The sequence below is a fragment of the Roseobacter ponti genome, from assembly GCF_012932215.1.
In the GTDB taxonomy this organism is placed as follows: Bacteria; Pseudomonadota; Alphaproteobacteria; order Rhodobacterales; family Rhodobacteraceae; genus Roseobacter; species Roseobacter ponti.
Genome location: NZ_CP048788.1, coordinates 3,400,056 through 3,426,548 on the forward strand (window position 1 = coordinate 3,400,056; position 26,493 = coordinate 3,426,548).

The 26,493-nt window shown below is 60.4% G+C and carries 25 protein-coding genes; 16 read left to right on the top strand and 9 right to left on the bottom strand.

Annotated elements, in window-relative coordinates:
• The first annotated feature begins 49 nt into the window (after positions 1–49).
• The 3 genes from G3256_RS16250 to G3256_RS16260 all read left to right on the top strand — a co-directional run bounded on the left by G3256_RS16250 (position 50) and on the right by G3256_RS16260 (position 2,359).
• A complete protein-coding gene (locus G3256_RS16250; RefSeq protein WP_169641819.1) occupies positions 50–769 on the top strand; it encodes an ABC transporter ATP-binding protein in 720 nt (239 codons plus the stop codon).
• A complete protein-coding gene (locus G3256_RS16255) occupies positions 766–1,557 on the top strand; it encodes an ABC transporter permease (protein WP_169641820.1) in 792 nt (263 codons plus the stop codon). The genes G3256_RS16250 and G3256_RS16255 overlap by 4 nt, the downstream gene beginning before the upstream one ends.
• Positions 1,558–1,975: 418 nt before the next feature.
• A complete protein-coding gene (locus G3256_RS16260; protein ID WP_206040762.1) occupies positions 1,976–2,359 on the top strand; it encodes a surface-adhesin E family protein in 384 nt (127 codons plus the stop codon).
• Positions 2,360–2,483: 124 nt separating this feature from the next.
• On the opposite strand, the gene G3256_RS16265 is transcribed toward G3256_RS16260, so the two are convergent.
• The 4 genes from G3256_RS16265 to G3256_RS16280 are packed head-to-tail and all read right to left on the bottom strand — an operon-like array spanning position 2,484 to position 4,906.
• Positions 2,484–3,806 carry a PQQ-dependent sugar dehydrogenase gene (locus G3256_RS16265; protein ID WP_169641822.1) on the bottom strand — a complete coding sequence of 441 codons (1,323 nt, stop codon included), beginning with the start codon at positions 3,804–3,806 and terminating at the stop codon, positions 2,484–2,486.
• Between the two features lie 18 nt (positions 3,807–3,824).
• Positions 3,825–4,151 carry a c-type cytochrome gene (locus G3256_RS16270; RefSeq protein ID WP_206040763.1) on the bottom strand — a complete coding sequence of 109 codons (327 nt, stop codon included), beginning with the start codon at positions 4,149–4,151 and terminating at the stop codon, positions 3,825–3,827.
• Positions 4,152–4,176: 25 nt separating this feature from the next.
• Entirely contained in the window at positions 4,177–4,395 is a 219-nt protein-coding gene (locus tag G3256_RS16275) for a hypothetical protein (RefSeq protein ID WP_169641823.1), read from the bottom strand.
• A gap of 13 nt (positions 4,396–4,408) precedes the next feature.
• The gene (locus tag G3256_RS16280; protein ID WP_169642484.1) at positions 4,409–4,906 is read right to left on the bottom strand and encodes an Arm DNA-binding domain-containing protein; all 498 of its coding nucleotides are present in this window, start codon (positions 4,904–4,906) and stop codon (positions 4,409–4,411) included.
• Positions 4,907–5,204: 298 nt separating this feature from the next.
• Here G3256_RS16280 and G3256_RS16285 point away from each other — a divergent pair, with 298 nt between their 5' ends.
• Positions 5,205–6,197 (top strand): aldo/keto reductase, encoded by a 993-nt coding sequence (locus G3256_RS16285; RefSeq protein ID WP_169641824.1) that lies wholly within the window; start codon positions 5,205–5,207, stop codon positions 6,195–6,197.
• Positions 6,198–6,207: 10 nt separating this feature from the next.
• Here G3256_RS16285 and G3256_RS16290 read toward each other — a convergent pair whose 3' ends face one another.
• The 3 genes from G3256_RS16290 to G3256_RS16300 form a co-directional block, all read right to left on the bottom strand.
• Positions 6,208–8,496 carry a TRAP transporter permease gene (locus G3256_RS16290; RefSeq protein ID WP_169641825.1) on the bottom strand — a complete coding sequence of 763 codons (2,289 nt, stop codon included), beginning with the start codon at positions 8,494–8,496 and terminating at the stop codon, positions 6,208–6,210.
• A gap of 123 nt (positions 8,497–8,619) precedes the next feature.
• Positions 8,620–9,618 (bottom strand): TAXI family TRAP transporter solute-binding subunit, encoded by a 999-nt coding sequence (locus tag G3256_RS16295; protein WP_169641826.1) that lies wholly within the window; start codon positions 9,616–9,618, stop codon positions 8,620–8,622.
• Between the two features lie 183 nt (positions 9,619–9,801).
• A complete protein-coding gene (locus G3256_RS16300; protein ID WP_169641827.1) occupies positions 9,802–10,716 on the bottom strand; it encodes a LysR family transcriptional regulator in 915 nt (304 codons plus the stop codon).
• 155 nt (positions 10,717–10,871) lie between these two features.
• On the opposite strand from G3256_RS16300, the gene G3256_RS16305 reads away from it, so the two are divergent.
• From G3256_RS16305 to G3256_RS16320, 4 genes are all read left to right on the top strand, one after another.
• Entirely contained in the window at positions 10,872–11,972 is a 1,101-nt protein-coding gene (locus tag G3256_RS16305) for a tartrate dehydrogenase (protein ID WP_169641828.1), read from the top strand.
• Between the two features lie 59 nt (positions 11,973–12,031).
• Positions 12,032–13,117: a tartrate dehydrogenase gene (locus G3256_RS16310; RefSeq protein WP_169641829.1), complete on the top strand. Its 1,086-nt coding sequence runs from the start codon at positions 12,032–12,034 to the stop codon at positions 13,115–13,117.
• Complete coding sequence (locus G3256_RS16315) at positions 13,114–14,004, top strand: alpha/beta fold hydrolase (protein ID WP_246227656.1); 891 nt, start codon at positions 13,114–13,116, stop codon at positions 14,002–14,004. The genes G3256_RS16310 and G3256_RS16315 overlap by 4 nt, the downstream gene beginning before the upstream one ends.
• 255 nt (positions 14,005–14,259) lie before the next feature.
• Complete coding sequence (locus G3256_RS16320) at positions 14,260–16,581, top strand: DUF3604 domain-containing protein (RefSeq protein WP_169641830.1); 2,322 nt, start codon at positions 14,260–14,262, stop codon at positions 16,579–16,581.
• 16 nt (positions 16,582–16,597) lie between these two features.
• On the opposite strand, the gene G3256_RS16325 is transcribed toward G3256_RS16320, so the two are convergent.
• Positions 16,598–17,461, bottom strand: a complete 864-nt coding sequence (locus G3256_RS16325) for a LysR family transcriptional regulator (protein WP_169641831.1) — start codon at positions 17,459–17,461, stop codon at positions 16,598–16,600.
• 95 nt (positions 17,462–17,556) lie between these two features.
• Here G3256_RS16325 and G3256_RS16330 point away from each other — a divergent pair, with 95 nt between their 5' ends.
• Complete coding sequence (locus G3256_RS16330; protein ID WP_169641832.1) at positions 17,557–18,630, top strand: sodium-dependent bicarbonate transport family permease; 1,074 nt, start codon at positions 17,557–17,559, stop codon at positions 18,628–18,630.
• Positions 18,631–18,721: 91 nt separating this feature from the next.
• Here the strand turns inward: G3256_RS16330 and G3256_RS16335 are convergent, their stop codons facing one another.
• The gene (locus G3256_RS16335) at positions 18,722–19,336 is read right to left on the bottom strand and encodes a TetR/AcrR family transcriptional regulator (RefSeq protein WP_169641833.1); all 615 of its coding nucleotides are present in this window, start codon (positions 19,334–19,336) and stop codon (positions 18,722–18,724) included.
• 120 nt (positions 19,337–19,456) lie between these two features.
• On the opposite strand from G3256_RS16335, the gene G3256_RS16340 reads away from it, so the two are divergent.
• From G3256_RS16340 to G3256_RS16370, 7 genes are all read left to right on the top strand, one after another.
• Positions 19,457–20,512, top strand: a complete 1,056-nt coding sequence (locus G3256_RS16340; RefSeq protein ID WP_169641834.1) for an extracellular solute-binding protein — start codon at positions 19,457–19,459, stop codon at positions 20,510–20,512.
• On the top strand, positions 20,509–21,360 hold the full coding sequence (locus tag G3256_RS16345; RefSeq protein ID WP_206040764.1) for an ABC transporter permease: 852 nt from the start codon (positions 20,509–20,511) through the stop codon (positions 21,358–21,360). Before G3256_RS16340 ends, G3256_RS16345 begins: the two co-directional genes overlap by 4 nt.
• Positions 21,357–22,130, top strand: coding sequence for an ABC transporter permease (locus tag G3256_RS16350; RefSeq protein ID WP_169641835.1), 774 nt, complete (start codon positions 21,357–21,359; stop codon positions 22,128–22,130). The genes G3256_RS16345 and G3256_RS16350 overlap by 4 nt, the downstream gene beginning before the upstream one ends.
• Positions 22,127–23,167: an ABC transporter ATP-binding protein gene (locus G3256_RS19425; protein WP_169641836.1), complete on the top strand. Its 1,041-nt coding sequence runs from the start codon at positions 22,127–22,129 to the stop codon at positions 23,165–23,167. The genes G3256_RS16350 and G3256_RS19425 overlap by 4 nt, the downstream gene beginning before the upstream one ends.
• Positions 23,168–23,170: 3 nt before the next feature.
• Positions 23,171–23,902: an MBL fold metallo-hydrolase gene (locus G3256_RS16360; RefSeq protein WP_169641837.1), complete on the top strand. Its 732-nt coding sequence runs from the start codon at positions 23,171–23,173 to the stop codon at positions 23,900–23,902.
• Between the two features lie 72 nt (positions 23,903–23,974).
• Positions 23,975–24,514: an RNA polymerase sigma factor gene (locus tag G3256_RS16365; protein WP_169641838.1), complete on the top strand. Its 540-nt coding sequence runs from the start codon at positions 23,975–23,977 to the stop codon at positions 24,512–24,514.
• Positions 24,511–26,475 carry a VWA domain-containing protein gene (locus tag G3256_RS16370; protein WP_169641839.1) on the top strand — a complete coding sequence of 655 codons (1,965 nt, stop codon included), beginning with the start codon at positions 24,511–24,513 and terminating at the stop codon, positions 26,473–26,475. Before G3256_RS16365 ends, G3256_RS16370 begins: the two co-directional genes overlap by 4 nt.
• Positions 26,476–26,493: the final 18 nt, after the last annotated feature.

A 26,493-nucleotide genomic window follows, 5' to 3' on the forward strand; every position in this document is an offset into this window, starting at 1 on the left:
CTGATATGTCCGGATTGTGGTAATTCAGGCAAAACGGAGCAGTATTGGAATGAGCGGGCTCAGCGTTTCAGGGATCAGCTATTCTTACGGATCGCGTGTGGCGCTTGACGATGTGAGTTTTGAGGTGCCGCCTGCGACGTTCTGTGCACTGCTGGGTCCGAACGGTGCCGGAAAATCCACCCTCTTCAATCTTCTCACAAGGCTCTTCAGCACGTCATCCGGCAGGATTGAAATCGCGGGCTATAATCTGAACAACGACCCGAGACAGGCACTGTCTCACCTCGGTATTGTGTTCCAGAAACCCACTCTCGATCTCGAACTTTCGGTGCGACAAAACCTCAGATACTTCGCAGCGCTTCACGGGCTGTCAGGCGCGAAGGCCGACAAACGCATCAATCTGTGTCTGGATCAACTCAACATGCTTGAGCGGGCCGGAGAGAAAGCGCGCAGCCTGAACGGGGGCCACCGGCGTCGCGCAGAGATCGCTCGTGCGCTTTTGCCGGAACCGGATGTTCTGCTGCTTGATGAACCAACCGTCGGACTGGATACGGCCTCCCGTAGGGGTATTACAGATTATGTGCATGACCTGGCCAAAGAGGGGACAACCGTTCTCTGGGCGACGCATCTGACGGATGAAATTCGCTCCGACGACCACATTGTTGTGTTGCATCAGGCAAAGGTACGCGCCGTCGGATCAGCGGAAAGTATTTGCGGGGAAGTGTCCCTGCAGGACCGGTTCCTGCAGATGACGGGAGCAACACCCTTATGAACCCTTACCTCACGTCCTTCCGGGCCATTGTCTTCCGTGAAGCGCTTCGCTTCCTCCAGCAACGCGAGCGTTTCGCCGCTGCACTGATACGTCCCCTTCTGTGGCTGCTGGTCTTTGCCGCGGGTTTCCGTGCAGCACTCGGTCTGAGCATTATCCCTCCGTATCAGACCTATATCACCTATGAGGTCTATATCGTGCCCGGACTGTGCGGGATGGTCATGCTGTTTAACGGCATGCAGTCATCTCTCAGCCTCGTTTACGATCGGGAAATGGGTTCGATGAAGCTCTTGCTGACGTCACCCCTGCCACGCTGGTGGCTGCTTTTCTGCAAGCTGGCAGGCGCCACCGCCATCTCCGTTGCTCAGGTTTATGCTTTTCTGGCAATCACGGCTGCGTTCGGCACTGTTGTCCCGCCGCTTGGGTATCTCATGGTCCTGCCTGCACTGATCGTGGCCGGGCTGATGCTGGGCTCTCTGGGGCTGCTGCTTTCGGGCATTGTCCGACAACTTGAAAACTTCGCCGGCATCATGAACTTCGTGATATTCCCGATGTTCTTTTTGTCCTCCGCTCTTTATCCGCTTTGGAAAATGGCGGAATCTTCAGAGATCTTATACGCCATCTGTTCGGTCAATCCGTTCACACATGCTGTCGAACTCATCCGGTTTGCTTTATACGGTCAGTTGAATGCGCCTGCTTTGGCCTGGACGCTGCTGGCAAGCATCGTGTTCATGGCCCTCGCGATATACAGCTACAACCCGGGTCGCACTGGTATGGCACGCCGGGGGTGAGCCGGCAGACGCGTAGACTTCAGGCTGCTGTTTACATGGAGCCAGGCTTTCCGCCCGCCTCTTTGAAAGCACCACAAGGCAGGTAATCTCACGACCTGCCTTGAAGCAGCAGGGAGTGCGCCTTTTGACACGGGAAGGCTGCAAGTGGACCCTGCCCGCCTCAGAACGCTTTCGTTTGAAAGCTCAACCTGGCCCCCGTGTTCTGAGCGTGATGAATGCGCTGATGTGAAGACATGCGTTTCGCGTGCTGAAATGAGGTTGGTTCCTGCATCCTGAGAACGGGCACATTGACGCCGGCGGACACGCATCCGCCTTAAAAGTTCAGACCGGTTTCGCGGTCACACAGAAATTTTTCTGGCTCGGCCGGAGAAATTGTCGAAAACTACCTGCTATGAAAAATATTGGTTTGGCAGCATTCGTGACCCTTTCCGCGGCATTGATCGTCGCACCGCACGAAGCAACGGCCACAGAGACCGGAGAAAGCGACTGGGTCATATACGCCGAAGCGGCGAATGGTGACCTCCATTTTTACGATCCGTCACGTGTGGAAAGGGTGGATATGGTGCGTCGCGTCTGGACGCGCGTCCGGTACAAAACATCCGTCATGGGCGCATCCGGTTTCCGGAGCCTGCTGGAAATAGACTGTGCCGGCGGAACCGGGAAAGCGTTGCAGAGCACGTTTTTCACTGACAGAAACTGGGAAAAACCCGCCATGAAGACGGACACGTCAGAAAAGCAGAAACGCCGGATCGTGCCAGGTTCCGCGACGGGTCGCCTGACAGAAGTCGTCTGTGATAATTAAATCTCCGAGGTGCCGCCCGCGTCGGGCCGTTTCCACGCCTTTACCTTTACCAGACAAAAAAATGCCCGCGGTACCGGAGTAACGCGGGCACATTGTCTTCAAAGTCTGCCTCAGGGTCTGAGGGTTACTTCATGCTTTCCGCTGTGACCTGATAGATTTCACCGGCATCTGTAGCCACATAAAGCGCGTCATCCGGCCCCATAACCAGACCACGGAATCGCTTTGAGAACCCAAGCGGCATGCGCGTGATCCCGTTGATCCCCAGACCATCAGGCGTGAGGCTGATCATGTCGATCCGCGAGCCCGGCGGTGTGTCACCAAACCCGATGCCCATGATGCCGACTGCCAGATTGCCTTCGTAGATACCCCAGTTGCTGCCCTTCAGGAACGCGGCAGAACCGGTCCCCTGGGAGAAACCATTGTTGTTCCAGGATGGCGGCATCAGATCGTCAAATCGCGTGTCGCTCATCGGCGTGTATGCAGCACGAATGGCAGGATCCACAGCGTCGAGCTGGTTTGGCTCGTAGCCGCAGTATTCATCCGGGCATTCGCCGCGACCGCCGGTGTTCTGCGCGGGATCCCAGCCGGCATTGCCACCATTCACAAGAGCGGTGATCTCATCGTTGTGCCAGGGGCCATGCTCAGCCGTGAAGGCTTTACCATCGCTTGGGCGGAAATCGATGCCCTGAACATTTCTGTGTCCGTAGGTATAGATGCGCTTGTCGAAACCCTCGGGCGGATTGTTATCCGGGTGTGCATTCCCGTCCAAATCGATCCGAAGCACCTTACCGCACAGAAGCTCTCCGTCCTGCGGGCAAATTCCGCGGTGCCGGTCACCACCGGCGACCCAGAGGTAGCCACCCGGCCCCATGCGGATTCGACCACCGTTGTGGGCACCAGGGCCACCAAACGGCTGATCGGACTCGAAGGGCTTATACTGAATGTCCGTCACAATGTCGGTTCGCTCGGAGACACTCATGAGGTCGTCGCTGACCACAAATCTCATGACGATGTTGCCGTCGCATTTCTCAAAATTGGTTTGGCAGCCATCCCCGTGATATTTGTTCGACGTCGAGTAGACGAAAAGGATGCGGTTCTGTGCAAACTGCCGGTCGGGGACCACGCCAAGCATGCCGGCCTGTCCCTCGCAGAACAGGTCACTGCCGCTGTCGGCATAGCCTGCGCTGTCCTTCATGCCGTACAGTGCATGCACCGTGCCGTCGGGCGTTCTGACCGAAAGACCCTTGCATTTTTCCGTGAAAAACATCGTGCCGTCCGCCAGGAAAGCCATATCCCAGGGATTTTCAAGCCCCTCAAGAACAACGGATGATGAGATTTTTGGCACGTCCATGCCTTCATGCCCGTCTGCCTGAGCAGCGAACGGTAGTCCGAACACTGCGGCAGCAGCCAGGACCCCCGAAAAAACTCTGCTTGTTGCTATACTCATGTCTTCCTCCCTGTTTGATTATTGGACTTCGTAAGTGGCGTCTTCCAGGTACGCGGCCAGGTTATCGATTTCTTCATCGGTCAATGGCTTTGCCATCATAATCATCAGAGATGAGTTCGGGCCCTGTTTGATGCCCTCTCTGTATGATTTTAATTTGGCCGTCGTATAGGCGATCTCGTTTCCGGAAACCTTCGGGTAACTGGCAGCGCCTTTTCCGGCCTGCCCGTGGCAGGAGACGCAGGACTCCTGGTATCTGATTTCGCCTGCCGCCTTGTCGGCGCCAAACCCGTGATCGGGAAAAATCAGCAAAAGAAACAATAACATACCGTGGGAAATTTTATTCAAAGCACCCTCCTCGACGCTGAGAATTTCACGCTAAAGGAACAATCAGACACATTCCAGTCTTGCAAATTCCGGCATTGAGCGTAGAGACGGTTTTCGCGAATCGGCACGGTCCTTGCTCTGCCCTGACTTCGTCATCCGCGGTTACCTGTTCTCCTGTCAGGCCATCTGGCGGATTATCGGAACAGACGTCAGGTGTGCGGCCGTCGCGGGCCAGCCCCTCGATGATATCGCGGGCTTCAGACATCTGCGCGCTATCCTCACTCGGAGGAACAACTGAACCGCACGCTTGGAACAATATCAATTTGTGCCATCCTTGAGAGGATGTCGCGCCCAGCCCGCTCGCCGAGCCTTGGCAGAATGTGCAAAGCGAGTGGGCTGAACCAGCGCCCGGCTTTTCCATCGTGCTTTAGATCTGCTTTTCGACTTTCAAATGCGTCTTCCGCAATTTCGCGCAACAGATTTCGACTTGATAATGCTGCGCGTCTTTCTCTTTCGCGATTTTTGATTGGGTCTATTCCCAGCGCTACTGTAGCACGGTGTTCGGCGGCTAACTCCCGAGCAAGTTTTGGGCTCACTGAGCTGATACCACCGAGACCCATTTCTCGCCGCCGGCCATGGAGGGAATACCTAAAATCCCACGTCCCGCCGCCGTCAGCCCTTTTGAAGAGTCGCAGCCCGAGGCCATCCTCGTGCTTTCCGGGAAGCGCAGACTTTACAGAAATTGTGGTTAGCTTTCCGATGTCATATCCCCCAATTTACCCCCCCCAAAGCATTCTGAGATGAAGTGATTTACTTGAGGCGATACGAGGCGTAAATACCTGACTTTTATTAAAATAATTCAATAGGGGACATATCTTGAAAGCTAAAGATACAAATATTCAATTCCCTCCGGCAGCACCAGTTTTTCCTCATATCATTACCTGATGAAGCGCTCACAGTGCCCTGCGTCCGGGTGTATATCTTCAGCCGTCTCATCCGGTCGGATTGATGCCGGTGCACAACGCGATATGTTATGCGCAAAGACCCCTCTGACAGATCCGATCGGACAGATGAATGAAACGCCGAAACCTGCTGCACTCCGGAACCACCGTTTCTGAAATCGGTCTCGGGTGTCTGAGCTTTGCCGGCTTTTACGGACCGAGCGACGAAAAAGAAGCCCATACCACGCTTGCCATGGCACGCGATCTCGGGATCGATTTTCTGGATACCGCAAACGTGTACGGCATGGGAGTGTCAGAAGAGATCATCGGGTCATTCCTCAGAAGCGGCGGCACGGGGTTCACCATCGCGACAAAAGCCGGCATCTGGCGCGACAGAGAGCACGGCAACCGCGGGTTTAACAACAAACCTGACTATCTGCGCCGCGAACTTGAAGGCTCGCTCAGGCGGCTTGGGCTGGAGCAGGTTGACCTGTTCTATGTGCATCGCCGGGATCGCGGGATCGAGATCGAAGACGTGATGGAGACGCTGCTGACCTTTAAAGCCGAGGGCAAAATCGCCGGCATCGGGTTTTCCGAAATTGCGCCGGCATCTTTGCGGCGCGCCGTGGCCGTGGGGCCCGTCGATGCGGTGCAGAGTGAGTATTCGCTCTGGACGCGCCAGCCTGATCTGGGCCTGCTGACCACCTGTAAATCACTTGGCGTCACCCTTGTGCCTTACGCGCCGCTCGGGCGTGGCATTCTGGCCGATAAAAGGCTGGACCCGGCAGCTTTTGGAGACAGTGATTTCCGGCGTGGAAATCCGCGTTTTACGGAGCCTGCCTTCAGCCTGAATATGCAGCGGATCACAGAGTTCAGAAAACTTGCTGAGGAACTGGGAACGACGACGACTGCCCTTGCGCTCGCGTGGTGTCTGGCGCGGGGTGAACGGGTTATTCCGATCCCGGGCACCCGGACGGCGCAGCATCTGGCCCAGTGCGCCGCCGCAAGCGATTTCGAAATGACCGGAGAGATCATGGCGGCGCTGGAGACGGTGCTGCCCGTTGGCTGGGCGCATGGCGACAGATATTCCGCCGCGCAGTGGAACGGTCCGGAAGGTTACTGCTGACCTACTGTGATCAGTCGAGGCCTTTAACTGCGATCTGCGCATCGGGCGCCGGTCTCAACACTTTCTGAACGAAGTAGAGTCCGGCAAACATTGCAATACCGATCAGATCAGTGGTGAGCCCGCCCGAGATCATAAAGAGCGCCGCCAGCACAATACCCACCCGCATGAACCAGGCAGCGCGGGCGCCAAAGAACCAGCCCTGGACGCCTGCAGACAGCAGGAACACCCCGAAGATCGCGGTAACGGCGGCCTTGAGCACGATAAGCCATGCACCCTCCATCAGGATGGCCGAGCTGTAAAAGAACATGAAAGGCACAATAAAGGCCGCGATGCCGATCTTGAAACTGGCCACCGACGTTTCCATCGGGTTAGAGCCCGAGATGCCCGCAGCCGCATAACTCGCGAGCGCCACGGGGGGCGTGATCGCCGAGAGTACCGCAAAGTAAAAGACGAAAAAATGCGCGGTCAGCAGCGGGATACCAAGCTGCACCAGGCCCGGTGCGACGACCGAGGCCGCCACCGCATAGGCCGCGGTGGTCGGCATGCCCATTCCCAGAAGGATCGCGATGCACATGGCGAAAAAGAGCGCCAGAAGCTGACTGACACCGGCAAGATCGAGCAGCAGCGCGGAAAAGCGCGCACCCACACCGGTCAGCGAAATCACACCCACGATGATGCCCGCACAGGCGCAGACGGCGATGATCTGAATGGACATGATGCCTGCAAGCTCAAAGGCCCGCAGGATCGAGCGCAGACCCATCCGGTTCGGCGTGAGCCATGAGACAACAGCCGCGGCAACAGTTGCCAGCGTGCCGGCGCGGATCACCGAATAGCCCATGAAGAGCGCCACGATCAGAATGATGATCGGGATGAAAAGATAGATCTGCCGCACGAGCTTGTTGAACTTAGGCAGCTCATCCTCGCGCATGCCGCGCATGCCCAGCTTGGCGGCCTCGAAATCGACCATGAAGTAGATCGAAACGAAATAAAGCACCGCAGGGATAATCGCGGCGATGGCAATCTCGGTGTACGGAATACCCGTGATCTCGGCCATGATGAAGGCGCCCGCGCCCATGATCGGTGGCATGATCTGGCCACCGGTGGAGGCCGCGGCCTCAATCGCGCCGGCGGTCTTTTTATGATAGCCGACCTTCTTCATCAGCGGGATGGTGAGCGAGCCTGTGGCCACAACGTTGCCCGCCGAGGTGCCGTTGATCATGCCCATCAGACCGGATGCAAAAATCGCAACCTTAGCAGGGCCGCCCCGGGCGCGCCCCGCAGCCGCAAAGGCGAAGTTTACGAAGTAATCACCCACTTTGGAGGCCTGAAGGAAGGCCGCAAAGATGATGAAGAGGATGATATAGGTCGAGGAGACCGCCGTTGTCGGCCCGAGGATACCTGCATCGGAATAGACATGGCCGAAGAAGCGCTGCCAGGTATAGGCGTTTGTGACCGCGAGAATGCCCGGCATCAGATGAGCGGTGAAGGTATACAGCAGGAAGATGCCGGTGATGATCACCAGCGCGAGGCCCGCCACGCGGCGTGTAAGCTCCATGATCATCGCCGAGCCCGCCGTCGCAGCAAAGGCCACACCGATCGGCACGAATGTGGTACCGACCGAGTTACGCGCAGCTGTGCCGTAGATTGCGACCAGATAGGCGGCGACCACAATGGCGCATACCGCAAGCACAATATCACTGAAGGCAAAGGCAGTGCGCTCGCGACGCTCGAACCAGCCCAGGATGATCGCGCCGAAAGTAGCGACAAGCAGCGGAATGCCGAACCAGCGCACTTCGCTGAGGTAGATTTCGGTGCCGGGGAAAGCGGCCCAGGTGGTCAGCCCGCCCATCTGCGGCAGGGTGTCGGAGTTGATCAGGTTGAAATAGCCAATGGTCGTGACAGCGGAAATAAGTGCCGGGATGAGAAGCAGAGCCGCTGCCAGCGAGATGATGCGCGGGCTGGTTTTTGCGTCTTCGTCTTCGGACGGGAATATATGTGCGGCAAAGAGCAGAAAACCAAGCGCCAGCGCGCCTGCAATATGCACGATCCGGAAGTTCCAGGTTTCCAGCGGGAACTGGGGCAGAAACGGCAGTTCCATGCCTGTCATCGATGACAGCGAAACCCCGTTCAGGGCCAGCATGTGAAACGAGGCATAAACTGTCGCCAGCGTCGCCAGGATGATGCCGGAGGTTCCGGCAAAAGTGCGGCGGTTACGCTCTACGGGTTCTTCATCAACACCCTCGGCAAGAACAATATCGTCCGTCGGCCCACCCTGCGGTGTGATTGAATTGTCTGACATTGTTCCCCCGGTTTCAAAACCTGCGCGCGTTTCATGGCGCAAAGCTGAAAATGCCTGCGCCACTCAGAGCGGCGCAGGCCGAATTCTCAACAGGTGCCCGTCATCCGGGCGCCTGAGCAACAGTTACATGTCACCGTGGATCATGTCTGCAGAAATTTCCGCACCGGCGTTCTCGGTGAACCAGCGTGCGGCACCGGGGTGCCATGCCATGACGGTGTTGCGGTCCCAGAACTCAGGCAGCGACGATTGTGCCGCGCGGTGTGCTGTAACCATACGCTCATTGTCGGACATGACCGCGTCAACAACTTCATAGATGAAGGTCTCGGGCAGGTCACAATTGGCGATGGCGAAGTTCCACATGGAGACCGAACGCGCCGGTGCTTCGAGAGTGGTATAGGCCGTTGCGGCAATATCAAAGGCAGCGACCGGGAAGGCTGCGATGATTTTCGCCTGCTCTTCTTCGGTGAACTCGATGATGTTGATGTCGGTCTGCACTTCAAGCTGCGAAACCGCCGGAACCGGTACACCGGCCGCAAAAGCGATCACGTCCAGCAGGCCGTCCTGAAGCTGACCACCAAGGTCAGACCAGCCGCCGTTGCGACGGTCAAAATCGACACCGAGCTCTTCCATCATGCGCGGGAAATACGTGTCGGAGGTCGAGCCGGCAGGGCCGAAACCGATGGCCGCACCGGCCGGGATATCCGCGATGGATTTGATGCCCGAAGACGCCAGAGCCGTCACAGAGAACGGTGTCTGGTACATCGGGAACATTGCGCAGGCGTTGTCCATCTGCAGGCCGGGTGCGATCGGGTTGCCGCCGCCGATGGATTCTGCAGCCGGACCCATGGTGGTCATGCCGAATGCAAGATCACCGGTGTGCACCAGCGCCATGTTCTGCATCGGGCCGCCGGTGACTTCCGCGCCGCCGTTGACGCCGAGCACATCAGAGACGATGCCGGCCCAGCCGGAACCGTAGCCGAAATAGGTGCCGCCCTGCGAGCCGGTGCCGACCGTAAAGCTGTCCGGCCAGCCGGTCCTGTCGACGTGCCCGTCGGCGAATGCAACGGTTGCTGTCATTACTGTTGTTGCGGCCACCGCCGTAATTCTGGTGAGTACAGTCATAAGGATTTTATCCTCCCCTTAAGTTTTTTTGCGCGTCAGACCGCCGGGCCGGGTGTCACTCCCACCGACCCGACGGCAAAAATCTGCGTGCTGTAACGTATAGGCCGCGCGGGGCGTCTCTCAAGACTGTATTCGCCGATATACTATCTGTTATATTATATAAAAAATTTATCTAATTAAGTCTCACGCGGTTGCAGAGAGTGCGGCAAGGTCTTTTTCCAGCACGGACATAAAGGCGTCGCGTGCTGCGTGCCGGGTGTCGCGCAGCCAGACGGCAGCAAGGGCAAGCTCTCCCTTGGTGCGGTCCCGGTCCGGCACAAGATCAATGAACGTCACGCCCCCGACGCCAAGGCGCGAGGCCCATCTGGGCACGATCGCGAGCCCGACGCCGGTGCCCACCAGGCTCACGATGGTCTGTTTTTCTTCGGCGATCTGGGCGACGCGGGCAGTGAGCCCCGCCTCAAGAAAGAGTTTCATCGTCATATCGTGGCTGTGCGGACGCGAGCGTCGGTCCGGCACAATCAGCGGCTCTTCGGCCATATCCTCCACGCGGATCACTTTTCTGGCTGCAAGCCGGTGATTCTGCGGAACGGCTACCACGAGTGTCTCTGAAAAGAGCGGGCGGAATTCCAGCCGCGCATCGCGGACTTCGGGCGGGCGGACAATCGCAATATCAAGCCGGCCTGTCAGAACCCGCGGCAGCAGGCGGATGGTTTTCTGCTCCATCAGCTCAATGGCAACATCCGGCAGACCGGCTCTGAGACGGGGCAGAATCTGCGGCATCAGCCCCGCTGCGGCACTGTCGATCACCCCGATCCGGAGAACCGCGCTCTGTTCTTTCTGCTGTTCGCGGAAATCAGTGGCGAGCTGTTCGGCACGCTCCACGATTTCGCGCGCGGCTTCAACGAAATCACGGCCCGCATCGGTGAGCGAGACGCTGCGTGTTGTCCGCACGAGCAGCCGCCCGCCGAGGCTCTCCTCCAGAAGTCGGATATGACGGCCCAGCGAGGCCGGCAGCATGTTCAGACGCTGTGCCGCCCGGCCGAAATGCAGCGTATCCGCAACGGCGATCAGGCACCGCAACTGTCTGAGTTCCATGGAGAGCCTGCATATTATTTAAGAATTAAATATAATATTCTTTCATTGCACTCACCTCGTCAAGTCGCAGATACAGGGACAAACCCGGGCAGCACCGGCACACAGACAGCCCCATCACTTACGCCGGTGCCCCCTTCACTTAGCAGGAACCAGCTATGAAAACCTACAGGATTGCCGCCATCCCCGCCGACGGGATCGGCCCCGAAGTCATCGACGCAGGCAACGAAGTGCTGGCCGCACTCGCGGAGCAGGAAGGCGATATCGCGTTTGATGTGACCACGTTTGACTGGGGATCGGACTATTACAGAAAGCACGGCGTGATGATGCCTGAAGACGGGCTGGAGCAGCTCAAACCCTTTGACGCGATCTATTTCGGAGCGGTCGGCGCGCCGGATGTGCCCGATCACGTGACGCTCTGGGGGCTGCGATTGCCGATCTGTCAGGGCTTTGATCAGTACGCCAATGTGCGGCCCACAAAGATCATCCCCGGAGTGCAGTCGCCGCTGCGCAATGTGAAGGTCGGCGACCTCGACTGGGTCATTGTGCGCGAAAACTCCGAAGGCGAGTATTCCGGCCATGGCGGACGCGCGCACAAAGGCATGCCCGAAGAGGTTGGCACTGAGGTTGCGATTTTCACCCGCGCCGGTGTCACGCGGATCATGCGTTACGCCTTTTCCCTCGCGCGGCAGCGACCGCGCAAGCTGCTGACCGTGGTGACGAAATCCAACGCGCAGCGCCATGGGATGGTGATGTGGGATGAAATCGCAGCTGAGGTCTCGAAAGAGTTTCCGGATGTGACATGGGATAAGATGCTGGTCGATGCGATGACCGTACGCATGACACTGAAACCCCAAAGCATCGACACAGTCGTGGCCACCAATCTGCATGCCGATATTCTCTCGGATCTGGCCGGCGCGCTGGCGGGCAGTCTTGGCGTGGCACCCACCGCGAACATTGACCCCGAAGGCCGGTATCCGTCCATGTTCGAACCTATTCACGGATCAGCTTTCGACATCACCGGTCAGGGCATCGCAAACCCGGTCGCGACCTTCTGGACCGCTGTACAGATGCTGGAGCATCTGGGCCAGCCGCAGGCAGGCGAGCGGCTGATGAGCGCGGTTGAGCGTGTCTGTGCCGCCGGAATCATGACGCCGGATGTGGGCGGCACAGCCACCACACGCGAGGTCACGGATGCGGTGATCGAGGCGATCCGGGGCCGCAACACCCTTGCCACGGTTGAGACAGCCACAGACTGAACCCGCCTGTCCGGCCGCTGCGCCGACTGGCCGAAAATTCCACCCGAAAGGCAAACGATATGACCGAAAACACCCTGAAAATCGCCGTGATCCCCGGAGACGGTATCGGCAGGGAAACCGTGCCCGAGGGCCTGCGGGTGCTGGAGGCCACGGCAAAGCGGTTCAGTCTCGGGCTGGAATTCGGGATGCATGATTTCTCCTCTGCTGACTATTACGAAGCGCATGGCGAGATGATGCCGCCGGACTGGAAAGACAGGGTGGGCGGCAGTGACGCGATCTTTTTCGGAGCGGTGGGCTGGCCGGAAAAGATCCCCGATCACATCTCTCTCTGGGGTTCGCTGCTGCAGTTTCGCCGCGAGTTCGACCAGTACGTCAGCCTGCGCCCGGCGCGCGCAATGCCGGGCGTACCGCTGCCGCTGGCGGGGCGGGCGCCTGGTGATATCGACATGATGATCGTACGCGAAAACACCGAAGGCGAGTATTCGTCGATCGGCGGTCGCATGTTTCCCGGCACCGACCGCGAGGTGGTGATCCAGGAGACGGTGATGAGCCGGATCGGGGTCGACCGCATTCTGAAGTATGCCTTTGATCTTGCGGAGAAACGCAGCGGGCATCTGACATCCGCCACGAAATCGAACGGCATTTCAATCACCATGCCTTACTGGGACGAACGGGTAGAGGAGATGGCGAAAGGCTATCCTGACGTGCGCGTCGATAAGTTTCACATTGATATTCTGACAGCACAGTTTGTGCTGCACCCCGACTGGTTTGATGTGGTCGTGGCCTCGAACCTCTTTGGTGACATCCTGTCCGATCTGGGGCCCGCATGCACAGGGACAATCGGCATAGCGCCTTCGGGAAACATCAACCCGGAGGGGCGGTTTCCGTCGCTTTTCGAGCCGGTACACGGCTCCGCACCGGATATTGCGGGCAAGGGCATCGCCAATCCGATCGGACAGATCTGGGCCGGAGCGATGATGCTGGAGCACCTTGGCCATATCGACGCCGCGCGCGCCATGGTTGCTGCCATTGAGACGGTGCTCGCTGAGAAAGCGCTGCGCACGCCTGATCTGGGCGGGGCCGCCGATACAAAGACCTGTGGCGAGGCGGTGGTGGACGCGGTTCTGGATGGTGCTTCCGGGTGACCGCATCACGGCATATGCCGGGGTTTGCGATGCACCGGCGCGCGGTAAACGGTGTGACGATCAACTACGCGGTGGCCGGAGAAGGGCCCGGTCTCCTGCTGCTGCACGGGCATCCGCAGACGCATGTCGCCTGGCGCAAAGTGGCGCCGGATTTCGTCGCGGCAGGGTACCAGGTTGTGGCCGCGGATCTGCGCGGATACGGCGACAGCGACAAACCGGAAAGCGGGCCACCGCACGCAACCTATTCCAAACGTGCGATGGCGCGTGATCAGGTGGCGCTGATGGCAGAGCTTGGACACAGGCGGTTTTCCGTCATTGGCCATGACCGCGGCGGGCGGGTGGCGCACCGCATGGCGCTGGACCATCCCGGGGCCGTGGACAGGATGGTCGTCGTCGATATCGCGCCCACGGCGACGATGTATGAACGCACGGACAAGGCGTTCGCTACCCGGTATTTCTGGTGGTTCTTTCTCATTCAGCCCGATGGCCTGCCGGAGCGGATGATCGGCGCGGACCCTGCATATTTCCTGCGCCGGCATATCGACGGGCAGGTCAGAACGCCGGGTGCGGTTTCAGATGAGGTCTTTGCCGAATACCTGCGGTGCTACGGGGATCCGCGCACCATTCATGCCATCTGCGAGGATTACCGCGCCGCCGCCGGGATCGATCTGGAGCATGACGCGGCGGATGCCGACCGGAAGATCACTGCCCCCCTGCTCGCGCTCTGGGGTCGCAAAGGCGTGGTCGGTGAGCTTTACGATGTGCTGCAAACCTGGCGGGAAAAGGCCCGTGAGGTGGAAGGGGAAGCGCTTAACTGCGGACATGCAGTGCAGGAAGAGGTGCCGGAGGCTTTTTCCCGCAGAGTTCTGGAATTCCTTGGTCGCTGAGGTGACGCAGGAGGGCGGCTGCGCGGGCCCCCACATCACCCATCACGCCCGGCACTGCAAAAACTGAGTGGCCCGGCTTGCGAAGTGCCGCGCTGAATGTGACGCTGCAGGCGGGTGGCGCAGATCCTCAGCGCTGAGAGTTTCGCACACCGCCCGCACGGGAGGCTGTCCTCAGAGGCAGTCGCCAGAATGATTTACCGGCACCGGCGCGCTCCGCGTCTGTGGCCGGTGCAGCTGCCCTGGGAAAGGTGACATATGTCCGAAACGATGCCTGAAATGACCCCGCCCGAGATCAACAACGGCGCACTGCGCGCGCCGGTGGACCCGGGCCTGCTGGGCACGGCTGTGCTGGATAAACCAGGTGCTTATGAGGCTGGCAGCTTTCAGAGCTTTACGCTGACCTATACCTGCGGACGGTTCGGCATCGACGACAGCGGCAGCCTGCGGGTGGCTTTCCGCTTTGCCACCGATCAGACAAACCCGCAGTTTGACGACCCGCAGGCGCCCGGATTTACCGAAGTCACGGCCTCCAACAATGCGGTGCTGCAGACGCGGTTTGATCCCAAGGGTAACATCCGCCCCTGGGACAGGACCCTGCAGATCAAGGTCGTGAAGGGTTTCATGAAGGAAGGCGACACGATCACCATACGCTTCGGCGTCACCGATCAGGGCGGGCCCGGCATGCGGCTGCAGACCTTCTGCGAGAGCCGCTATGAATTCCGCGTGCTGGTTGACCCGATCGCAACTTATAATTTCCAGACGCTGCCGGTGCAGCCGGCGATTTCCATCGTGCCCGGCCCACCGGAAACCTGGGTGGCCGTGGTGCCCTCGACCATTGTGCCGGGAGAGCCCTTTACACTGAAAATCAAGGGAGAGGACCGCTGGGGCAACCCGTCGGATCAGGTAGACAAACGCCTGACTGTGCGCGCCAGCCAGACGCTGAGCGGGCTGCCTGACGTCATCGGGATGACGCCGGGCCGCTTTGCCACCGAGGTCGCGGGGCTGACGGCAGACGCGGAAGGTCCGCTGGCGATCACCCTTCATGACAGCGACGGCACGCCGCTGACAAGCTGCAACCCGGCGGAAGTTGTGGCGGCACCGGAGCGGCGCAGCTTCTGGGGCGACCTGCATGGCCAGTCCGATGAGACGCTGGGCACCAACAGTGCGGCGGATTATTTCGCCTTCGGGCGGGATCGTGCGTTTCTTGATGCCTGCGCGCATCAGGGCAATGATTTTCAGATGACGGATACCTTCTGGAAAGACCTCAATAAAGTGACCGCGCATTTTGACGAGCCCGGGCGGTTCGTCACCCTGCCCGGCTATGAATGGTCCGGCAACACAGCGCTTGGCGGCGACCGGAATGTGTTTTTCCCGGTCGAGGGGCGCACCATGCGGCGCTCGTCACATGCGCTGATCGAGGATCAGAGCGACGCGGGCACTGACTGTCATACGGCGGGCGAACTATTTGAAGCCTTTGCCCGTGAAGAAGAATGGGACGTTATCTGTTTTGCCCATTGCGGCGGGCGCTATGCGGATATCACGCTCGCTCATGACGGGCGTTTTGAGAAATCGGTTGAGGTCCATTCGGCCTGGGGCACGTTCGAGTGGATCGTTCAGGACGCGTTCAAAAGCGGCTACCGCGTCGGGATCATCGGTAATTCAGACGGGCACAAGGGCCGCCCGGGTGCGAGCTATCCCGGGGCCGGCTGGTTCGGTGCGGTGGGCGGGCTTACCTGTTTTCTGATGCCGGAGCTGACCCGCGAGGGGCTCATCGGCTGCATCAACCGGCGCCATCACTATGCCACAACGGGCGGGCCCTCGGGGCGCATGCGGATGGAGCTTGATGTTACCTTCGCGCAGGACGCCACGCTCTGCATCGATGATCCCGCACTGGTGAGCGATTACCGGAGCGAGACCTGCACCACCGCCATGATGGGCGATATCGTGCACCTGCCCGGCGGCGATGCGCAGCTTGATTTCACGGTATCCGCGGCATCGCCGGTGCGCCGGATCGACATCTTCAACGGGACCGATCACCTTGAATGCATCCGCTCCTTCACGGATGAGGCACCGGGCAACCGCATCGGCGTGCTCTGGGAAGGTGCCGAATACCGGGGCCGCTTCCGTGCCGTGCCATGGGACGGTTCGGCACATTTTGAGGGGTCCACGATCCGCGACGTCGTGCCGGTGAACTTCTTTAACCGCGATAAAACGCTGGATATGCCCGACGCCAGGACATTGAACTGGCAATCGGTCACGACCGGCAATCTCGCAGGCTTCATTGCGACGCTGGAGGACAGCACCGCAGGCACGCTGGAAATCCGCACAGCCCTCATAAACGAGACGGTTGCGCTCAGCGACATCGGATATGACGATACCGTGCTCGATGCCTCCGACATCCTGCCGCGTGGAATGAGGCTTTTCCGTCTGCCCGATGAGAACTCTCACAGGACGGTCAGCATCACGCGCAGTTTCACACCGCAGGAAGGCCGCGACAATCCGTTCTATATTCGGGTAACGCTTGAGGATGGCACGCAGGGCTGGACCAGCCCGGTCTATGTGCTCCGGTCGGTCTGACCGCGGCGCAAAGGGCTTACATGCCGGCGAGGGTGCTGAGCGCCGGGTGGGCGAAACTGCGCGGCACCGTCACCGCAAAGAAGGGCTCGGCAATCCCGAGGTCAAAGGGCGCAGTGGCGACCCGGCCTGACGCGATCTCATCCGCAAGCACCACCGCAGGCGCAATCGCGAGCCCTGCGTTTTCGCGGGCAAGCAGGCGCACCATCGCCATGTCATCGACGTCGGCAAGGATATGCGGCGTAACCCCGAGCTTTGCGATCAGGTTCTCAAATCCGGCGCGGATCACATTTTCGGTGGGCAGAATGAGCGGTTCTGTTCTGAGCAGGTCGCGCAGCGTCTCGTAATGCAGCCTGCTCGGATGACCATGTATGCCGACCGGCTGCTCTGCGATTTTTTGCGCGGCAAAGGCTGTGCTTTCGCCGGCGGCCGGGATTTCCGTCGTCAGCACGACATCAAGGCTGAGCGTTTCCAGGTCTGAAAGCAATGTGGCTGTATTGCCGGATTTCAGCACCACCCGGTGACGCGGATTACTGAGCAGCGGGCGGATAAACTGCATCTGAAAATTGCGCGAAAGCGTCGAGAGCGCGCCGACCCGCAGAGGCCGGTCAACGTCGCTGCTCAGATCGAGCGTCGCCAGAAGGGCCGCGCCTTCGGTAAAGATCCGTTCCGCGTGCTCCAGCGCAATCTTTCCGGCTTCGGTCAGCACCAGCCGGCGCCCCACGCGATCAAAGAGCGCATGGCCCAGACGGTCCTCAAGCTGGCGGATCTGCATTGACAGGGCGGACTGCGACACATTCAGCCGTTCCGCTGCCCGGCCGAGATGCCCGCCCGTCGCGACTTCGCGGAAATACCGCAGGTGATGATAGTTAAGCTGTGCCATCGTTCACTTATAATGAACAATATAATATGAAAGATATATTTTTATTTATCCTTTGGCCGCGATACCACCTCTTTGAACACTAAAAGGGGTCTGAAATGGATATCGTCGTTACAGTTCTGAGCTCACTTGCTGAGCAGCTGCAGAAGCCGACACTGGCTTTTCTGATCGCCGGCATGGTGCTGGCTGCCATGGGCAGCAAATTCGAAGTGCCCGAGCCGGTGTATAAATTCATCGTCATTCTGCTGCTGCTCAAGGTCGGCATGGGGGCGGGGATCGCCGTGCGCGATGCCAATTTCCTGGAGCTCTTTGTCCCGGCGCTCGGGGCGGCGTTTGTGGGGATCACCATCGTGCTGCTCGGCAGCCGGACACTGGCCCGCCGCAAAGGCATCAGCGAGGTTGACGCGCTGGCGACGGTCGGTCTTTTCGGCGCAGTTTCAGCTTCCACGCTGGCTGCCGGCATGGCGATCCTTGATGATGCCGGCATGTTCTATGAAGGCTTTATCGGCGCGCTCTACCCCTTCATGGACATCGCGGCACTTGTAACGGCCATTGTCATGGCGCGGATGTCGGCGGCACGGCGCGCCGCGGGCTCAGTGACCGTAAACGCCGGCGGCACGATGACTGCGGGCGGCGGCAGCGGCATGGGCGGCCCCGGCAAAGGTGTGATCGAAGAGGGTCTGCTGAAGAACATCCTTGTGGACACCCTGCGCAGCCCTGCGATCTCTGCGCTGCTGGCGGGTCTGGCTCTGGGCCTGCTGTCGGATCCGAAATCGGTTTACGGCAGCTTTTACGAGCCGCTCTTCCGGGGCCTGCTGTCCATCCTGATGCTGATCATGGGCATGGAAGCCTGGGCGCGGGTCTCTGAGATGCGGAAAGTCGCACATGCCTACATCCTGTACGGTGTGACGGCACCTCTGATCCACGGCATGATCGGGTTCGGCGCTGGCCTGATCGCCCATGAACTCACAGGGTTTTCGGCAGGTGGTGTTGTGCTGCTGGCGGTGATGGCGGCATCAAGCTCGGACATCTCGGGACCGCCGACGATGCGCGGTGCTCTGCCCGATGCCAATCCGTCGGCCTATGTGGGCACTTCCACAGGCATCGGCACACCGGTCGCGATCCTGTCGATCCCGCTCTTCATTGCCCTCGCGGAAACGTTCATCGGCTGAGGCGCGGATAAAAGACCCTGGCCAGGGGGCGGTCTCTTCTGAGGGCCGCCCCTTTTTTCATGGCGCGGGACAGGGAGCGGACGACAAGGCGTCAGGCGGAGATCAGGCGGGCAAACGGACCGGTCTGATCGGCCACAGTGGTTTTCAGCACCGCCAGCGACATCTCATCGTCTTTCACAAAATCGATGAAGTTCTGATTGAGGTTGCTGAAAATCAGCCCGCCCAGCGCCTGCGCATCCAGATCGACTCTTACATCTCCCCTCGACTGCAGGGCGGCGACAAGATCGGTTACCTGGGCTGCCAGTCGCCTGTCCAGATCATGATAAAGCTGTCCGTTACGCGTGCCCGGGGCCTCGATCGAGAGCGCCATGGCGCTGCGCCACATCTCCTTTGAGAGATACTCCAGCGAGTGGTCGTAATAGCCATAGATCAGCGACAGAAGTGCCACCTGCACCCCCCCGGGCGGGTTGGCTACGAGTTCGGCCCCGGCCTCGAGCACTTCCTCGACTTCCATGGCCACCACAGCGATCAGAATATCGCCTTTGGTCTGGTAGTAATTATAGACCGTGCCCACCGAAACGCCGGCCCTGCCCGCGATGTCACCGATTCGCACCGACCGGTATCCGCCGGCCCGAAACTGCGAAACGGCGGCCCCGAGAATGCGGCTCCGGCGGTCTGCCTTCTGTTTTTCACGCAATCCGGACATTTGATCTTTCGCTTTGGCGGGATATTTACGATTTAGCGTTGACGAAATTATGAATGAGTTCAACTTTTTTCACAGCGGTGCCGGGAAAAGGTGCCACAGTCATAACAAGGGAGTGAATAAATGAGCCGCATGACAACAATTCTGCTGAGTACTACGGTGCTGGGCCTGAGCGCAGCAGCTGCTGCCGCCGAAGGAGAACTCAATGCCCTGGTGTGGTGCGACCACACTGATCCCGGGCTGATCGAACCCTTCGAAGAAGAGTTCGGCGTTAAGGTAAACCTGCGCGAATATGAAGGCACAGGGGCCGCACTTGCACTGCTGGAGCAATCCCGCCCAGGCGACTGGGACGTGCTGGTGATCGACGGCATCGACGTCTTCCGCGCGGTGGATGCGGGCCTGCTGGCGCCGCTGCCCGCCGAAGGTCTGCCGACGGCTGATTTCTTCCCCGAGGTGGTGATGGCCGACAATAATGTGGTCGATGGCGTGACCTATGCCGTGACCGAAAAGTTCGGCTACAACACGATTTCCTATAACTCCGAAAAGGTCGATCCGGCGGATATGGAAAGCCTCGCGACCGTCTGGTCGGACAAATACAGGGGCCGGATCAGCATTTATGACTACTACCTGCCGGTCATGGGGCTTGCCGCCATCGCCAACGGGATCGACACTGCGGGCATCGACAGCGGATCGCTTGAGACCATCGGTGGCACGCTTTCCACCCTGCGCGGTCAGGCGGCATCGGTTGCCGGCGTTGTGGCGGCCCAGACAGCGCTTGCCACGGGCGAGGTTGATATCGTCGTGGGCGGCGGCGAGTGGCTGACAGCCGTGCTGGCCGAAGAGCAGCCCGAACTGACCTGGACGATCCCGAAAGAGGGTGCGGTCCGCTGGGCGCAGTCCATCGGGGTGCTGGAGGCCAGCGAGAACAAGGATATGGCCATGGAGTTCGTGAAATACATCACCGGCCCCGAAGGCCAGGCGCGGCTTGCCACATCGTCGTGTTTCTGGGGCATGCCCGCCAATGCCAAAGCAGGTGAGCACCTGAGCGATGACCAGAAAGCCGTTCTGCGCTGGGACAGCCAGGCCGATTATCTGGCCCGCACACAGCTTTATCCGGCCCCTGACACCGATCTCGACATCGAGATGCAGGACCTCTGGCTCGATACGCTCCAGCAGTGAGCCGGCCTGCTCCACGTTTTAAGGGCGGGGGATTTGTCGCCCCTGCCCTGCTGTGGACGCTTGCTTTTTTCGTCGTGCCCTTCCTTGTGATGGGCGCGATGAGCATTGCCACGCTTGAAGGGCGCACTCTTGTCTGGGGGTTGTCGCTCGCCAATTACATTGAGCTCACTGAAAAAGCCTATCTCTGGCGCGCGATCATGGTCTCGCTTGAGATTACGCTGACCGTGACCGTGGTTTCCGTAGTGCTGGCCTATCCGCTGGCCTGGATCATCGCCTTTCGCATCCCGCAGCGCTGGCAGCGGCTGGCGCTGTTGCTGGCGATCCTGCCGTTCTGGACCTCTTATGTGGTCCGCTCCTATGCCTGGCTGCTGGTGCTGGCGCGTGAAGGCGTGGTGAACCAGACGCTGATGACCCTGGGGCTGATCTCTGAGCCGGTGACCCTCGCCAATACCCGCTTTGCCACGGTCACGGGCTTCGTGCATTTCTTCGTGATGCTGCTGACGCTGACGATCTATGCCAACCTGGTGCAGCTTTCGCCCAATTACCGGCGTGCCGCGATGGATCTCGGGGCATCCGCGTTCCAGACTTTTCGCCATGTGATCCTGCCGCTCACGCTGCCCGGCATCGTCACCGGCGCGTTTCTGACCTTTGTCCTGTGCATCGGCGACTATGTCACGCCGCAGATCCTCGGCGGCAATACCGAGCTTACAGTGCCCCAGGTGATCATGGTGCAGCTCGGACGACGCGCCGATTTCCCGCTGGCCTCTGCGCTGGCGATTGTGCTCATGGCCATCGTCACGCTCGTCTATATCCTGTCGGCACGCTGGCTGAGGCTTGACCGGATATGATGCGCTTTCTGCCCTGGGTGTACCTCATCATCGCATTCGTTTTCATCTATCTGCCGGTGGCCTCGCTGGTGCTCTTTTCCTTTCAGGACGGCGGGCTGCCGGTACCGCCCTTTGAGGGGCCATCGCTGCGCTGGTATGCGGATATCCTCAGTGACGGGGATGTCATGGCCGCCCTCGGGAACTCGCTTCTGGTGGCCGCGGGCTCAGCCGCCCTCGCCTGCGCGCTGGGGTTTCTGGCGGCCTACGGTCTGGCGCGCCACGTCCTGCCGGGGTCCGCACTCATCCGCGGGCTGCTGATCGCGCCTCTCACCGTGAGCTATCTCATCGTGGGTCTCGGCCTGCTCATTGTGATCCAGCGTACCGGGCTCGGACTGTCGCTGATGACTGCGGGCATCGGCCATGTGGTGATCAACCTGCCGCTTTGCTTTGCCATCATCTATGCCTCCATGGGTGCACAGCAGCGGAACGCCGAACGCGCCGCACGTGATCTGGGGGCTGATGAGTTCCGCGTCATCACGCTTGTCACCATCCCGATGCTGGCTCCGGCCATTGCCGCGGCGTTCTTCTTGTCCGTCACGCTCAGCTGGGATGAGTTCATCATCTCATTCCTGCTCACCCGCTTTGACGTCACCCTGCCGGTCGAGATCTGGTCGATGCTGCGCTCCGGCCTCTCGCCCCGGCTCAATGCCATCGGCAGTCTTGTCTTTCTGGTCTCCGTGACAGCGGTGCTCATCCTCGAAATCTTTGTCTTCAGAAAAAACCGCTCATGACCGCACCTGTTTCAATAAAATCTGTCAGCCACAGTTTCGGTGATTTTCAGGCGCTCACGGATGTCTCGCTCGAAATCGGCAGCGGAGAATACGTGACCCTGCTTGGCCCTTCGGGCTGCGGGAAAACCACACTTTTGTCCGTGCTCGGCGGTTTCATAGACCCCACCACCGGCGAGGTTCTGATCGACGGGCGCGATATGACCCGCGTGGCGCCGGCAAAACGCCCCACAACCACGATGTTTCAGGACTACGCGCTTTTTCCGCATATGTCGCTGCGCGATAACGTGGCGTTCGGGCTGCGCATGGCGGGCATGGGGCGCGCGGCCCGCTACGCCGTGGCGCATGAAATGCTGGATCTTGTGGGTCTTGAGCATGCCGCCGCCACCCGGCCCCATGCGCTTTCCGGCGGGCAGCGGCAACGGGTGGCGCTGGCCCGCGCACTGGCAGTGAAGCCTGATGTGCTACTGCTGGATGAACCACTTGGCGCGCTCGATCTGAAACTGCGGCGGGCGATGCAGGACGAGCTCAAATCCATACAGCGCCGCGTTGGCACCACCTTTGTGCATGTGACCCACGACCAGGAGGAAGCGATGGCCATCGCCGACCGGATCGTGGTGATGAATGCCGGCCGGATTGAGGACGAAGGCCCCCCCGCCCGTATCTACCGCGCCCCTGCCACGCTCTTTGCCGCTGATTTCATGGGCGAGATGAACCATTTTCCGGCCCGCTCTGACGGCGCGTCGGTGACAACCGCTTTCGGGGCACTGCCCGGGCTGCAGATGGCCCCCGGCGAGGCTGTGCTCTGCATCCGTCCGGAGGCCATGCGCACTGGCGACGGCGCGCTGTCGTTCGGTCCGGGAAAGGTCGCCGCCTCTGCGTTCTTCGGCACCCATACCCGGGTGCAGGTCGTGCCCGAGGCCGCCCCTGATCTGGTGCTGACCGCGCATCTGCCGCCTTCGGAGATGCCCGAGGCCGGCAACCGGCTCACACTCTCGGCGGATGCCTCAGCATTCAGCCTTTTCCCGGCAGGAGACTGACCCATGGACCGTGCAGCCCCCGAAGACTGGTACCGTCTCGAACGCAAAAGCGATGATATCACGCTGATCGCGGAGCCGTTTATTCAGGAGTTTTACCGCTGCAACGTCTGGCATGTACGCGGGCGCGACCGCGATATGCTGGTGGACAGCGGCATGGGCGTTGTATCCCTGCGCGAATGGGTGCCGCTGGTCACCGAACGCGCGCTCACAGCTGTCGCCAGCCACACGCATTTCGATCACATCGGCTGCCATCACGAATTTGACGACCGCTGCGTGCACCGGCTGGAGGCAGAGATCATGGCCGATCCGACGAATGCCGCCACGCTTGCGGATCCCTACGTGACCGATGACATCTTTGACCGGCTGCCGCCCCTGCCTTACGCCTCTGCGCAGTACACCGTAACATCCGCCCCGGCCACGCGCCTGCTGGAAGATGGCGATGTCATTGATCTTGGCGACCGGCATTTCGAGGTCATTCACACACCCGGCCATTCGCCGGGTGGCATTGCGCTCTGGGAGGCCGCGACGCAGACGCTCTTTTCCGGCGATATCGTCTATGACGGCCCGCTGATCGAAGACACTTATCATGCGGATGCAAAAGACTATTACCGCTCAATGGTGCGGCTTTACGATCTGCCGGTGCGGGTCGTGCACGGAGGACATTTCCCGAGCTATGACAGCGCGCGCCACCGCACGATCATCCGGGCCTGGCTCGACGAAAAAGACAGCGCCTGAAAAAAACTTCGCAAAAATCACCTGTGCCACCAGGGATTGACCGCCGGGCTGCGTCAAACGAACGTGATGCGAATGGAAACAAGCGACGAAGACCTCGCTCTGGCAGCGGCAGGCGGCGACAACCGCGCCTTTTCGGCGCTGCTGGAGCGGCGGTATGATACGGTCTTTCGTCTCGCATTCCGGCTCACAGGTTCGCAGCATGAGGCAGAGGACCTGACCCAGGATGTCTGTGCCGCACTGCCCGTGAAACTGCGCAGTTTCGCAGGCCAGTCGCGCCTGAGCACCTGGCTCTACCGCGTGGTGGTGAACGCAGCACATGACCGCCGCCGCAGGGCCGCGACCCGGGCGCGGGCGGCTGATGGATGGGGCGACTGGGAAGTGAACCGGCGCGCAGAGAACGCCGAGACGGCGGCGGAAATTGACTGGCTGACCATCACCATGCGCGCCCTGCCTGACGATCTGCGCGACACGCTGGCGCTTGTGCTCGATGACGTGACGCACCGCGAGGCGGCGCTTGTTCTGGGCGTCACAGAGGGCACCGTCAGCTGGCGCGTGTCAGAAGCCAAAAAACGTCTGCGCGCACTGCGGGCAGAGCAGGAGGCATCGCTATGAGCGACGAATTCGACGACCTCAAAGCGGCGATGCGCGCCGCCACCCCGCCCCCTGACCCGGGCAAAAAGGCCGCCGATCTGGCGCTTGCGCAGAAAAATTTCGCAGACCTCCAGGGATCGCAGGATGAGGCACGTCTTACTTCCACCAGGGCCGGTCATGGCCTGCTGAACGGAGTAAAGACAATGCTGAATTCACTGACAACACGCGGCGGCCTGACCGCCACCACTGCCCTCGTGGCTGTCGGCGTCCTGTTTCTGACGCCGCTGGGCGAGGATCTGATGACGCCGCCCTCCCCGGTCACCGATCTGCGCAACCCGGTGCCCGCCGGCGTCGATTACGCGGATCAGGCTGAAGCGGAAAGCTCCGGGCCTGCGGACGATGCATCATCGCAGGATAACAGTGTCCCCCTTGTGCCACCCGCGCCACAGGTCTCAGATCGCGCGGCCAAAACATCCGGGCTGCGCGCGCCCACAGCCGAGCTTCAGTCGCTCGCTGAACCGATGGCCGACGCGCCGGTTGTGACCAAAGAGGTCTTCATCGACCGTCCCGCACCGCCAGAGCGGGACGCCGGCAGTGAAGAGTTTGCAAACGCCGACGCCAGCCCGGTGCAGATCACCGCTGAGACCCCGGTTTCGACCTTTTCAGTCGATGTGGACACAGCGTCTTACTCCGTGATCCGTAATTCTCTGACCAGCGGGTCTCTGCCCGGCGCCCGCGCGGTGCGGATCGAGGAAATGATCAACTACTTCACCTATGACTATCCGGCACCCGAGGGTGGAGTACCCTTCCGCCCGACGGTGAGTGTCAGCCCGACGCCATGGAACGCGGACACGCAGCTGGTTCAGATCGGCATTCAGGGGGTCCTGCCGGATCTGTCCGACCGTCCGCCGCTCAATCTGGTGTTCCTGATCGACACGTCCGGTTCGATGAACCAGCCCGACAAGCTGCCGCTTCTGGTGCAGTCTTTCCGCCTGATGCTGGGTCAGCTGCGCCCCGAAGATCAGGTGGCGATTGTGACCTATGCGGGCAGCGCGGGCCGGGTGCTGGATCCGACACCGGCGGGCGAGCGTGACGCCATCCTCGCGGCTCTGGAAAACCTCTCGGCGGGCGGCTCGACGGCCGGTCAGGCCGGGTTGCAGCAGGCCTATCGCACCGCCGCCGCCATGACGGAAGAGGGAGAGGTCAGCCGCGTTGTCCTTGCCACGGACGGTGATTTCAACGTCGGATTGTCAGATCCCGAGGCGCTGAAAGACTACATCGCCCGCGAGCGCGACAGCGGAACTTACCTTTCGGTGCTCGGCTTTGGCCGCGGCAATCTGGATGATGCAACGATGCAGGCCCTGGCGCAGAACGGGAACGGACAGGCCGCCTATATCGACACGCTGGCAGAGGCTCAGAAGGTGCTGGTGGACCAGCTTACCGGCGCGCTCTTTCCGATCGCCAATGACGTCAAAATCCAGGTGGAGTTCAATCCCGCACAGATCGCGGAATACCGGCTCATCGGCTATGAAACCCGCGCGCTGCGGCGCGAGGATTTCAACAACGATGCGGTGGACGCGGGCGAGATCGGCGCAGGCCACAGCGTCACGGCGCTTTATGAGATCACGCCGGTGGGCTCGCCGGCACAGCTCAGCGACCCGCTGCGCTATGCCCCTGCCGCCGATGCGCCGCAGCTCGATGAGCTGGGCTTTCTGCGGCTGCGGTATAAAGAGCCCGGCAGCGACAGCAGTCAGCTCATCGAACTGCCCCTGACCGAGGATTCCGGTGCGCCGGGCGACAATGGTTTTGCTGCTGCTATGGCGGGTTTCGGACAGCTGCTCACCGGTGCCACCTATACCGGCGATTGGGGCTGGGATGAGGCCATCGCTGCGGCCATTGCCACCCGCGGCGAGGACCCGTTCGGTTACCGCACCGAAGCCGTGCAGCTCATGCGTCTTGCGCAGAGTCTCAGCACCCGCTGAGGCCCGGTGGCGCGAATC

Bases quoted from the DNA above. Each gene is read 5' to 3' on its own strand.
- G3256_RS16250 (WP_169641819.1), top strand. From the start codon at position 50: ATGAGCGGGCTCAGCGTTTCAGGGATCAGCTATTCTTACGGATCGCGT.
- G3256_RS16255 (WP_169641820.1), top strand. From the start codon at position 766: ATGAACCCTTACCTCACGTCCTTCCGGGCCATTGTCTTCCGTGAAGCG.
- G3256_RS16265 (WP_169641822.1), bottom strand. From the start codon at position 3,806: ATGAGTATAGCAACAAGCAGAGTTTTTTCGGGGGTCCTGGCTGCTGCC.
- G3256_RS16275 (WP_169641823.1), bottom strand. From the start codon at position 4,395: ATGTCTGAAGCCCGCGATATCATCGAGGGGCTGGCCCGCGACGGCCGC.
- G3256_RS16285 (WP_169641824.1), top strand. From the start codon at position 5,205: ATGAAACGCCGAAACCTGCTGCACTCCGGAACCACCGTTTCTGAAATC.
- G3256_RS16290 (WP_169641825.1), bottom strand. From the start codon at position 8,496: ATGTCAGACAATTCAATCACACCGCAGGGTGGGCCGACGGACGATATT.
- G3256_RS16295 (WP_169641826.1), bottom strand. From the start codon at position 9,618: ATGACTGTACTCACCAGAATTACGGCGGTGGCCGCAACAACAGTAATG.
- G3256_RS16300 (WP_169641827.1), bottom strand. From the start codon at position 10,716: ATGGAACTCAGACAGTTGCGGTGCCTGATCGCCGTTGCGGATACGCTG.
- G3256_RS16305 (WP_169641828.1), top strand. From the start codon at position 10,872: ATGAAAACCTACAGGATTGCCGCCATCCCCGCCGACGGGATCGGCCCC.
- G3256_RS16310 (WP_169641829.1), top strand. From the start codon at position 12,032: ATGACCGAAAACACCCTGAAAATCGCCGTGATCCCCGGAGACGGTATC.
- G3256_RS16320 (WP_169641830.1), top strand. From the start codon at position 14,260: ATGTCCGAAACGATGCCTGAAATGACCCCGCCCGAGATCAACAACGGC.
- G3256_RS16325 (WP_169641831.1), bottom strand. From the start codon at position 17,461: ATGGCACAGCTTAACTATCATCACCTGCGGTATTTCCGCGAAGTCGCG.
- G3256_RS16330 (WP_169641832.1), top strand. From the start codon at position 17,557: ATGGATATCGTCGTTACAGTTCTGAGCTCACTTGCTGAGCAGCTGCAG.
- G3256_RS16335 (WP_169641833.1), bottom strand. From the start codon at position 19,336: ATGTCCGGATTGCGTGAAAAACAGAAGGCAGACCGCCGGAGCCGCATT.
- G3256_RS16340 (WP_169641834.1), top strand. From the start codon at position 19,457: ATGAGCCGCATGACAACAATTCTGCTGAGTACTACGGTGCTGGGCCTG.
- G3256_RS16350 (WP_169641835.1), top strand. From the start codon at position 21,357: ATGATGCGCTTTCTGCCCTGGGTGTACCTCATCATCGCATTCGTTTTC.
- G3256_RS19425 (WP_169641836.1), top strand. From the start codon at position 22,127: ATGACCGCACCTGTTTCAATAAAATCTGTCAGCCACAGTTTCGGTGAT.
- G3256_RS16360 (WP_169641837.1), top strand. From the start codon at position 23,171: ATGGACCGTGCAGCCCCCGAAGACTGGTACCGTCTCGAACGCAAAAGC.
- G3256_RS16365 (WP_169641838.1), top strand. From the start codon at position 23,975: ATGGAAACAAGCGACGAAGACCTCGCTCTGGCAGCGGCAGGCGGCGAC.
- G3256_RS16370 (WP_169641839.1), top strand. From the start codon at position 24,511: ATGAGCGACGAATTCGACGACCTCAAAGCGGCGATGCGCGCCGCCACC.